The sequence below is a fragment of the uncultured Propionibacterium sp. genome (assembly GCF_963539965.1).
Classification (GTDB): domain Bacteria; phylum Actinomycetota; class Actinomycetes; order Propionibacteriales; family Propionibacteriaceae; genus Propionibacterium.
Map to the genome: position 1 here is coordinate 1 of NZ_CAUTOU010000074.1, position 9799 is coordinate 9799.

The following is a 9799-nucleotide window of genomic DNA, read 5'->3' on the forward strand; positions in this document are numbered from 1 at the left end:
TGCCGCCGAGGCCCTGGCGCCGGCGCGCTCGTCGGCGCGGCCGAGTCGGTAGGCCTGCTCGGGCGTGAGCGCGGCGAGCCCGGACTGCTCGAACTCGGGCCCCCGCGCCTCCGCAAGGGCCGAGACGATGCGGGCCAGCAGCCTGGCCGTGCGCTTGGCCTTGCGGATGGCGGGCCGGGCGACCCGGACGAGGCCCAGCGCGCGCTCGGCACTGGCCAGCGCCTGTGCCCAGGTCGCATCGTCGTCGGGGTGCTCGACGGCGAAGTCGGCGCCGGCTCGCAGTCCGCGGATCTCGGTCTCCAGCCTGGAGCCGAAGTCCTCGGCGGCGCGGCCGTCGGTGTCCCCGCCCACGCGCGGGATGCGCACGGCCAGTTCGATGGCGTCGAGCAGGGCGTCGTACTCGGGCAGGGAGGTGATCCCGTCCGGATCGACGGCCCCGAGGACGTCCAGGCGGCCGAGCTGGTCGGCCCGCCAGGGCTCGTCGACGATGTCGCGCAGAACGTCGAGTTCGTCCCGGAACTCGCGCAGAGAATCGGCCAGGACGCCCGGGTCGGCGGTGTCTCCGCTCCTCAGAGCGAGGTCGGCGGCGAGGATCGAGTGGAACCGGCGGGCCAGCAACCAGGACAGGAGGCCGGCGGTCGTCCCGTCCGCCGGATTCCGGCCGGTGGGCACGGCCCCGGGGGCCACCTCGCTGACGCGGGCGAAGAGGTCCCGGAAGCCGTCGACGCGCACCGCGCCGACCTGAGCCATCCGTTCGGCGACGAAGGCCCTCTGCTGGGGGCTGAGACGGGCCACGTCGACGGTGGACTCGCGGAAACGGCCGGTGGCGATACCACCGCGGCGCATGGTGACGCGGTCGTCGGTGAGTACGGCGAGGACCTCGCCGGATCCGTCGAGGATGCCGTAGCGGGCGCGCACCCGGGTGCAGCTGACGACCGGTTCGAGTCTCGCCCCCCGGCGGAAGGGCGCGATCAGGTCGTCGACCTCGTCGGGCATCTCCGAGTCGGTGTCGGAGGCGATGGGGCCGGACTGCTCGCCGGGCAGCCAGGGCCCCCAGTCCGGGGCCCAGACGAACCATTCCCCGACCTCGCCGACGGCGCGCTGGGCGACCATGACGCCCGCGTGCAGCAGGCGTTCGGCGGGGGTGTCGAGCACTGTCAGCGTCACCTGGCCGGTGGCGCTCCCCAGCAGGACGACCCGGTCGAGGGACAGCGCGGTGCTGGTGAGCTCGGGCGCCTGCACGTGCCAGGGCATCTCGAAGAACCAGTTCCTGCTCTGATGTGCGCTCATGCCCGCTCCTCGGATCGGTGGTCCGGCCCGGCCACGGCCGTGCCCCGCAATACGACCCCCTGGCCCGCCGGCCGCGGCCCGGCTTACTCGGCCGCCCTCGCCGTGGTCGTTCTCGGAGCCGCCCCCGTGGTCGGGGACGGCTTCCCGGCGGCGGTCGTCTTCTTCGGATTCGTCTTCTCGGTGGTGGTCGCCTTCTTCGCCGCGGTCCGCCTGCTCGTCGACGTGCGCGCGGAGCGGCGTTTGGGGGCCGGGCCCCTGGCGCGCTTGTCGGCCAGCAGTTCGGCCGCGCGCTCGAGCGTCATGGCCTCGACAGAATCGGTCCGGCGCAGCGTGGCGTTGGTCTCGCCGTCGGTGACGTACGGGCCGAAGCGGCCGTTCTTGACGACGACGGGCCTGCCGGTGGCCGGATCGGCGCCGAGCTCGGCGAGCGGGGCCGCGGCCGCGCGGCCGCGGCGCTTGGGCTGGGCGAAGATCTCGTTGGCCTGGTCGAGCGTCGTGGTGAAGATGGCCTCCTCGCTGGGCAGCGAGCGGGTGTCGGAGCCGCGCTTGAGGTAGGGGCCGTATCGACCGTTCTGGGCGGTGATGACGTCCTCGCCCTCGCCTCCGACGACACGCGGCAGGCCGAGCAGCCTGAGGGCATCCTCGAGGGTGACGGTGGCCGGGTCCATCGAGTGGAAGAGGCTGGCCGTGCGCGGCTTGGCCCTCTTCCCGCTCTCGACGGGCTCGTCGTCGGGCAGGACCTCGGTGACGTACGGGCCGAAGCGTCCGGTCCTCACGACGATGGCCGAGTGGGTCTGCGGGTCCAGTCCCAGCTCGCGGTCGCCACCGCCGGCCTTGGCCAGCAACTCGCGGGCCGCCTCGATGGTCAGCTCATCGGGGGCCATGTCATCGGGCACGTTGGCGCGGTGCGACTCCTCGTCCTCCACGTAGGTGCCGTAACGGCCGACGCGGACGTCGACGCCGGAGTCGAGGTCGCCCAGGTGGAAGGTCGACAGGGCCCTTGCGTCGATGTCGCCCAGGGCGCCGGTCAGCTCGTGCAGGCCCTCGCGGGCGGACTGGCCGGAGGCCTGCCCGGTCTGCGGGCCGAAGTAGAAGTCGCGCAGCACTTCGAGGCGGTCGGCCTGGCCGTTGGCGATCGAGTCGAGCTGCTCCTCCAGGTCGGCTGTGAAGTCGTAGTCGACGAGCGCGGTGAAGTGCTCTTCGAGCAGGCGGGTCACGGCGAACGCCAGCCAGGTGGGCACGAGTGCGGTGCCCTTCTTGAAGACGTAGTCGCGGCTGGTGATCGTACGGATGATCGACGCATAGGTCGAGGGGCGACCGATGTCGAGCTCTTCGAGTTTGGCGACCAGGCTCGGCTCGGTGAAGCGCGCGGGGGGCTTCGTGGTGTGCCCCTCGGCGGCGATCCCGACCAGGACGAGCGGCTGCCCGGGGGCCAGCTGCGGCAGATGGGTCGACTTCTCGGCGGGGCCGTCGGTGGACTCGACGTAGGCCTTGAGGAAGCCGGGGAAGGTGATGGTGCGGCCCGAGGCGGTGAACTGGGCGACGCGGACGGCCGGCGCCCGCTCGCCCAGGTCGACGCGCTGGGCGCAGGCGGCCTCGATGCGGACGGTCACCTGCTGGCCGGTGGCGTCGGCCATCTGCGAGGCGACGGTGCGCTGCCAGATGAGCTCGTACAGACGGAACTGCTCGCCGCTCAGACCGGACCGGGCCGGCGTGCGGAAGCTCGCGCCCGCGGGGCGGATGGCCTCGTGGGCCTCCTGGGCGTTCTTGACCCTGCTGGCGTAGACGCGCGGTCTCCCGGGCAGGTAGTCGGCCCCGTAGAGCGCCTTGACGGCGTCACGGGCGGCCTGGATGGCCTGGTCGGAGAGGGTGACCGAGTCGGTGCGCATGTAGGTGATCCAGCCGCCCTCGTAGAGCTCCTGGGCGATGCGCATCGTGCGGTCGGTGGTGAAACCGAGCTTGCGGCCGGCCTCCTGCTGCAGTGTCGTGGTGCGGAAGGGCGCGGCCGGACGGCGGGTGTACGGCTTGGCCTCGACGGCGGTGATCGCGAACGGGGTCTTCTCCAGGGCCGCGGCCAGCGCGGCGGCCGAGTCCTCGTCGAGAACGACGACGTCGCCCTTGACCCTGCCGAGGGAGTCGAAGTTGGCGCCCTGGGCGATGCGCCGCCCGTCCAGGGCGGACAGCCGGGCGGCGAACCGGCGCGGGTCGGCCTCGGCGCCGGCGTCGAGGGTGGCCTCCAGGTCCCAGTAGTTCGCGGGGCGGAAGGCCATGCGCTCGCGCTCGCGGTCGACGATCAGGCGGGTGGCAACGGACTGCACGCGGCCCGCAGACAGGCGTGGCATCACTTTCTTCCACAGCACGGGGCTGACCTCGTAGCCGTAGAGCCGGTCGAGGATGCGACGGGTCTCCTGCGCCTGGACGAGGTTCTCGTCGAGCTCGCGCGGGTTCTGGACGGCCTGACGGATGGCGTCCCTGGTTATCTCGTGGAAGACCATGCGCCTGACCGGCACCTTGGGCTTCAGCTCCTGGAGCAGGTGCCATGCGATGGCCTCGCCCTCACGATCGCCGTCGGTGGCCAGGTAGAGCTCGTCGGAGTCCCTGAGATCGGCCTTGAGCTGACGGATCGTGGCCTTCTTGTCGGCGCTGACCACGTAGATCGGCGTGAAGTCGTTGTCGACGTTGACGCCGGTGCGCGCCCACGGCTGGCCCTTGTACCTGGCCGGCACCTCGGCGGCGCTGGTGGGCAGGTCGCGCACGTGCCCACGACTCGACTCGACGGTGTAGTCGGGGCCGAGGTAGCCGGCGATCTTCGTCGCCTTCGTGGGGGACTCGACGATGACGAGCCGGCGCGGGTTGTCTGCCACAGTGATCCTTCGTATGAGTCTGGCGGCCCCGGGACTCGGGCCGGCGGCCGCCCACTGCCGAGCGGGCGGACGCCACAGATCGTAGCGCTCGCCGAGCCACGTGCCCGCCGAGCCGGGACGGGGACCGATCGCACCGGGCATCCGCCGTGTGAGGCTCACCATAGCCCCGCCGGAGCCGGAACGGCGAACCGCGTGCAGGCGTTTCAGCCCTGGGCGGGGCCGGTGATGAGGATGAAGCCGTCGGCGAGTGCATCCCGCAGGCCGGGGGCGAGCTCCGCGCGCAGGCCGGCCGGCTCCTCCCCGAGCAGGCTGGCGACCGCGTCGACGATCCGTCCCAGGGAGAGTTCGCCGTCGCAGGCGCCCAGCACGCCGCCCAGGGAGGTGCTCACCTCGACCGCCCTCCTCAGGCCCGTCCCCTGGCGCAGGACAACACGGCTGGGATTGGCGGCCCCCGGCGCGCCCGAGGTCTCCTGGACGACGTCGGGACTCAGCGCGCAGTGCGCGGCGAAGAGCTCGTCATCGCGCATCGCCCGGGCGTCGATGGCCTTCCAGCCGGACGACAGGGCGGGCCCGACGGGCCGGCCGATGTCATGGGGCCACTCCTCGACGCGGACCTGCGGCCGGGCGGCGCCGGAGTTGCGCAGCATGATCCAGCCCATGCCGACACCGGTGATGCCCAGCCGCTCGAAGTAGTCGAGCCAGCGGCGGTAGCGCGGCCCCCACTGCTCGCCGCCGTCCAGGCCGGCATCGGCGAGCCACGTCTCGATGTACTCGTAGACGTCCAGGCGCTCGCGCTGGATGACCCACAGATCGCAGCCGGTACCGGCCGTCCATCCGGACAGCCGGTCCTGCCAGGCCATGTCGCGGGTGTCGGCCCAGTTGGCGAGGACCTGCAGCAGCCCGCCATCGGCGAGGTGGTCGGGCCCTTGGCGGACGATCGTTTCGACCAGGCCGTCGCCGGTGAAGGATCCCTCGCGGTAGACGAGGCGCTCGCCGTCACCGGCGGGCGGACTCATGACATAGGGCGGGTTGGTGACGATGAGGTCGAAGCGCTCCGCTGCGACCGGTCCGTAAAGGCTGCCCTGGCGCAATCGGACCCGATCGAGGCCGTTGAGCGCCATGGTGAGCCCGGCGAGCCCGCAGGCGCGCGGGTTCAGATCGGTGGCGACGACGCGCTCGGCGTGGCGGGCCAGGTGCAGGCTCTGCACGCCGCACCCGGTGCCGAGGTCGAGCGCGGAGCCGACCTCGTCGGGCACGCTCAGCTGGACCAGCGAGGTGGATGCGGGGCTGACACCGAGTACGTAGTCGGGGCGGGTCGGGGTGACGACCCGGTCGAGGCCGGGGACCGGGTCGGCGGCGACCCAGCCCGACCAGTCGCCGCCGGCGTCCTCGAAACCGTAGGGGCGGATGTCGACGACCGCCTCGACGAGCGGACCGTCCGCCCGGGCACCGCCGGCGGCCCCGGCCGGGCGGACATGCCGCAGGATGCCGGCGCCGACGAGCGCATCCACGTCGAGCGGCCCGCCGCCCGACGAGTCGAGGCTCTCGCGCGGCAGGGCCTGCTGCAGCGGGAACAGCCGGATCAGGTTGGCCTGGGCGTCGTCGGCCCCGCCCAGGATGTGCAGAGCGGGGACCGTCGCATTGCGCGCGAGGCCCTCCTGGCCGGCCGGCCCGAGCCGGTCGAGCACGGCGTCGACGGTGTAGCCGGCGCCGACGAGGGCCTCGCGGAGCGCGTCGGTGTCCCGCCTGCTGAGCATGGCCCCAACTGTGGCACACGAGAATGTCTGCCGGGCGAGCGCCCTGCGGGGGACGGGCCCCGGCGAAGACGATGCCGGCACGACGAGCACGATCGCGGTGGGCACAATGGGGTCCATGGCAGTCCCCGAGTGGTTGAGCGCAGATCCCGGCGTGATCCATGTCGACCATCGCGACGCCGCCGGCGGCAGGCGCGGGACGTGGCCGGCCTGGCTCGGCGAGGATCACCGGCGGAGGTTCGCCGAGCGCGGCATCGAGGCTCCCTGGGAGCACCAGGCGGAGGTCGCCGAGCTCATGCACGCAGGCCGTCACGTGGTCGTCTCGACGCCGACCGCCTCGGGCAAGACGCTGGCCTACCTCATGGCCGTCATCGCCGACACCGCTCCGGGCGGGACCGGGGCGGACGGCACCCGGCAGCGGCCCACCAGCGCGTCCACGGGCGCCGGCCCGCGGCGCCCCGCGACCACGGCCGGGACCGAGGGCCCGCCTCCATGGGTGCACGGTCCCGGTCGGCAGAATGGCCTCGGGTCCGTCCGGGCCGGGCGGGCGGCGAGCGCATCGGCGGCCCGCTCGCTGCTTGGCGTCGCGCACGAGCCGACGGCCCTCTACCTCGCACCGACGAAGGCACTCGCCCACGATCAGCGCCGCACGGCGCGCGAACTCGGCCCGAGGAGCTGGCGGGTGGCCGCCCTGGACGGCGATTCCGACGCTGCGACAAGGCGCTTCGCCCGCGAGTACGCAAGCTACGTGCTGACCAATCCCGACATGCTGCACCATGCGATCCTTCCCCAGCACGGGCGCTGGGCCCGCCTGCTCGGAGGCCTGAGGTATGTGGTGATCGACGAGGGGCACCGCTACCGGGGCGTCTTCGGCGCGCAGGTGGCCGGTGTCGTCCGCCGGCTGCGGAGACTGTGCCGGGCCTACGGCTCCGACCCCGTGTTCGCCGTCGCCTCCGCGACGGCGTCCGCAGCCGGGCAGTCGGCCGCCCTCCTGATCGGCGAGCCCCGGCCGGTCGCGGAGGTGAGCCGGGACGCCTCGTCGCGCCCGGCCCGCGACGTGGTGCTGTGGCGGCCCGAGGGCGACGTCTACGCTGACGCCACGATGCTCCTGGCACGGCTGGTCGACGCCGGCAGGCAGACGATCGCCTTCGTGCCGAGCCGGACCCAGTCGGAGCTGGTCGCCGAGCGGGCGGCAGGGCGCCTGCGCACGGGCCGGCGCGTCCTGGCGTACCGATCGGGTTATCTGGCCCACGACCGGCGCGAGATCGAACGCGGCCTGACCAGCGGCGAGCTGACCGGCGTGGCCGCCACGAACGCCCTCGAGCTGGGCGTGGACATCTCGGGCACGGACGCGGTGCTCATCTGCGGCTTCCCCGGCACCCTGGCCTCGCTGTGGCAGCAGGCCGGGCGCGCAGGGCGGGCCGACCGCGACGCCCTGGTGGTGGTGCTGGCCAGCCAGAACCCGTTGGACGCCTACCTGTTCGCGCACCCGGGACTCATCTTCGAGGCCCCGGTGGAGCGCACGGTGCTGAGCCCGGAGAACCCGCACGTGCTCGGTCCGCAGCTGGCCGCGGCCGCGCAGGAGATGCCGCTCCAACCGGCCGACGAGCGCTGGTTCGGCGGGACGATGATCGCCCTGGCCGATCGGCTCGCCGCCGCCGGGCTGCTGCGCCGCCGTTCGACCGGATGGTTCTGGCCCAGGCCGGAGCGCGCGGTGGACGCCATCGACCTGCGCGGCCTGGGCGGCAGGCCGCTGGACATCGTCGAGTCCGGCTCCGGCCGCGTCCTCGGTCAGGTGGACGTGGAGTCCGCCGATCGCAGCGTCTTCCCCGGGGCCGTCTATCTGCAGCAGGGCGAGCAGTACGTGGTGGACCGGCTCGCGCCGGAGCGCCGCGAGGCCCTCGTGCACAGGCAGCGCCCCGGCTATCACACGCAGCCGATCTCGACGACGCAGGCGCGCATCCTGCACGAGGAGGCCCGCAAGCGGTTCGGCACGACGCAGGTGTCCACCGGCGACATCGAGCTGATCACGCAGGTGATCGGCTACCTGCGACGGGACGAGCAGACCGGTCGGGTGTGGGACGAGACGCCGCTCGACCTGAGCGAGCACCGCATGGTGACCAGGGCGATGTGGTGGACGGTGCCCCGGCCGGTCGCCGAGCGGCTGGGCTTCTCGGCGGTCAGGCTCGGCGATGCCGCGCACGCGATGGAGCACACCGCGATCGGCCTGCTGCCCGCTTTCGCCCCGTGCGACCGCTGGGACATCGGCGGGGTGTCGACGGTGGTGCACCCCGACACGGAGCTGTGCACGATCATCGTCCACGACGGCGTGGCCGGCGGCGCCGGTTTCGCCGCCCGCGGCTACGAGGTGGCCGACGAGTGGGGCCGGGCGGCCCTCGAACGGCTGCGCAGCTGCGACTGCTACGACGGCTGCCCGGCGTGCATCGTCTCTCCCAAGTGCGGCAACGCCAACCAGCACCTCGACAAGCGGGCGGCCGGACAGCTGCTGGCCGCCCTCATCGGCGACTGAGCGGGCGTCCGGCGGCCGGCCCGCCAGGAGAGGCGCCGGTTCGCTGCCGAGCGCCAGCCCAGCGCCGGTTCGCCAGTCGCCCGGCACCGGCCCCCGGCCGGATCCGGCCGGGGTGCACGAAGGCCGGCACCGCGCGTGGCTCAACCACCGGACTCGTCTCCGCCCCCTGGGGCCGGATCGGACGAGACCGGACCGGCCTGCCCGGAGCCGGGATCCTCGTCGGGGACGAGGAAGCCGGCCCGGGCCTCCTCGCCCACCCTGGACGGCGCCCCCGGCAGGGCGGGCCGCAGCTCGACCGTCACCTCGACGTGGACGATGTACTCCCCGGGCCCGGTGCTGATGCCGCAGTCGGTGAGCTCGCCGCCGTTGCGCTGGGCGTACTCGCGGGCGGCATCGCAGGGCGGCGCCCCTTGCTCGTGCGCGTGGGCCCCGGCAAGAGCGGCCAGATCCGCGGCCTGCCTGGCGCGCCGGTCGCTTGCGATCCAGCCCGACAGGACCAGGGCCCAGAAGGCGGCGGCGCACATGAGGACGACGATCGAGGCCGCCAGCGTCGTACCCGAGCCCCGCTCGTCCCCTCCCCCGACCGCGCGGGGGCCCTCCCCCGACCGCGCGGAAGGGTGCGCCCCGGGATGACTGCCCGCATTGATCCCGTTCGTGGTGACGATCCTGCTCATGGTCTCCGCTCCATCACGCGGGGCTCCTTCGTGACGGTGGCGCTGCCGCTGACGGGGACCGGGCCGAGCCTGCCCCAGCTGAGCTCGTCGGTGACCGTCACCCGCACGACGTCGCCGGCGGTGTCGATCCGGACACCGCCGCCGGCGGGCACGGACGCACGCGCGCGCTCGACGCCGTTCTCGTCCCCGCGGGCGAGCTGGCGAGCGATGGCCGCAGCGGAGTCCTGGCAGCGGATCTGGGTGCCGATGACACCTATGACCCAGCACAGGCCGGCGGCGATGAGGGTCGCCGCGAGGATCGAGACGGCCAGCTCGGCGGTGACCATGCCGCGTTCGCGGTGCTTGGGGCCGCCTGCGCATCGCGGACGCGGGCCCTGCTCCGCGCCGGCCGGGCGGTGACCGGGGCGAAGGATTCTTCGGACAATGTCCGCCGTGCTGATGTTCATCATTCTGACCTCACGTGACGCGCAGGACGGAAACCGCCGTGGGAGCCGTGATCCTGTCCCCGGCCAACGCCCTGCTGGGCTATCGACTGATCGATCATCCGAACCGTTCGTTCCGGCCTCGCCCGATCAGTGGCGCGTGAGGGGCGGTGCGCGCGGGACGACGGAACCGGATCGGGGGCGGCGCGCCGGAGGGGGGGGCCCCGCGCCCCGCCCCCCCCGCCCCTCCGGAGCCGCTCAACGG

General features: G+C 73.5%; 6 protein-coding genes. 1 reads left to right on the forward strand and 5 read right to left on the reverse strand.

All coding sequences use genetic code 11. The features are described from left to right. The 3 genes from R2N01_RS10035 to R2N01_RS10045 all read right to left on the reverse strand — a co-directional run. Nucleotides 1-1290 (reverse strand): hypothetical protein (locus tag R2N01_RS10035; RefSeq protein ID WP_316670762.1); only part of this gene is annotated, 1290 nt, incomplete at its 3' end. Between the two features lie 83 nt (nt 1291-1373). Next, nucleotides 1374-4154 (reverse strand): type I DNA topoisomerase, encoded by a 2781-nt coding sequence (gene topA / locus R2N01_RS10040; RefSeq protein ID WP_316670763.1) that lies wholly within the window; start codon nt 4152-4154, stop codon nt 1374-1376. 203 nt (nt 4155-4357) lie between these two features. Further along, complete coding sequence (locus tag R2N01_RS10045) at nt 4358-5911, reverse strand: methyltransferase (protein ID WP_316670764.1); 1554 nt, start codon at nt 5909-5911, stop codon at nt 4358-4360. A 115-nt stretch (nt 5912-6026) separates the two neighbouring features. Between R2N01_RS10045 and R2N01_RS10050 the strand changes: the two genes are divergently transcribed. After that, on the forward strand, nt 6027-8438 hold the full coding sequence (locus tag R2N01_RS10050) for a DEAD/DEAH box helicase (RefSeq protein ID WP_316670766.1): 2412 nt from the start codon (nt 6027-6029) through the stop codon (nt 8436-8438). Between the two features lie 140 nt (nt 8439-8578). Here R2N01_RS10050 and R2N01_RS10055 read toward each other — a convergent pair whose 3' ends face one another. Together R2N01_RS10055 and R2N01_RS10060 are read right to left on the reverse strand one after the other, a co-directional pair. Next, entirely contained in the window at nt 8579-9112 is a 534-nt protein-coding gene (locus R2N01_RS10055) for an Rv3654c family TadE-like protein (protein ID WP_316670768.1), read from the reverse strand. Beyond that, nucleotides 9109-9438, reverse strand: coding sequence for a TadE family type IV pilus minor pilin (locus R2N01_RS10060; protein WP_316670770.1), 330 nt, complete (start codon nt 9436-9438; stop codon nt 9109-9111). The genes R2N01_RS10055 and R2N01_RS10060 overlap by 4 nt, the downstream gene beginning before the upstream one ends. Between the last annotated feature and the right edge of the window lie 361 nt (nt 9439-9799).

Coding starts and splice junctions, on each gene's coding strand:
- R2N01_RS10045 (WP_316670764.1), bottom strand. CDS start 5,911: ATGCTCAGCAGGCGGGACACCGACGCGCTCCGCGAGGCCCTCGTCGGC.
- R2N01_RS10050 (WP_316670766.1), top strand. CDS start 6,027: ATGGCAGTCCCCGAGTGGTTGAGCGCAGATCCCGGCGTGATCCATGTC.
- R2N01_RS10055 (WP_316670768.1), bottom strand. CDS start 9,112: ATGAGCAGGATCGTCACCACGAACGGGATCAATGCGGGCAGTCATCCC.
- R2N01_RS10060 (WP_316670770.1), bottom strand. CDS start 9,438: ATGGTCACCGCCGAGCTGGCCGTCTCGATCCTCGCGGCGACCCTCATC.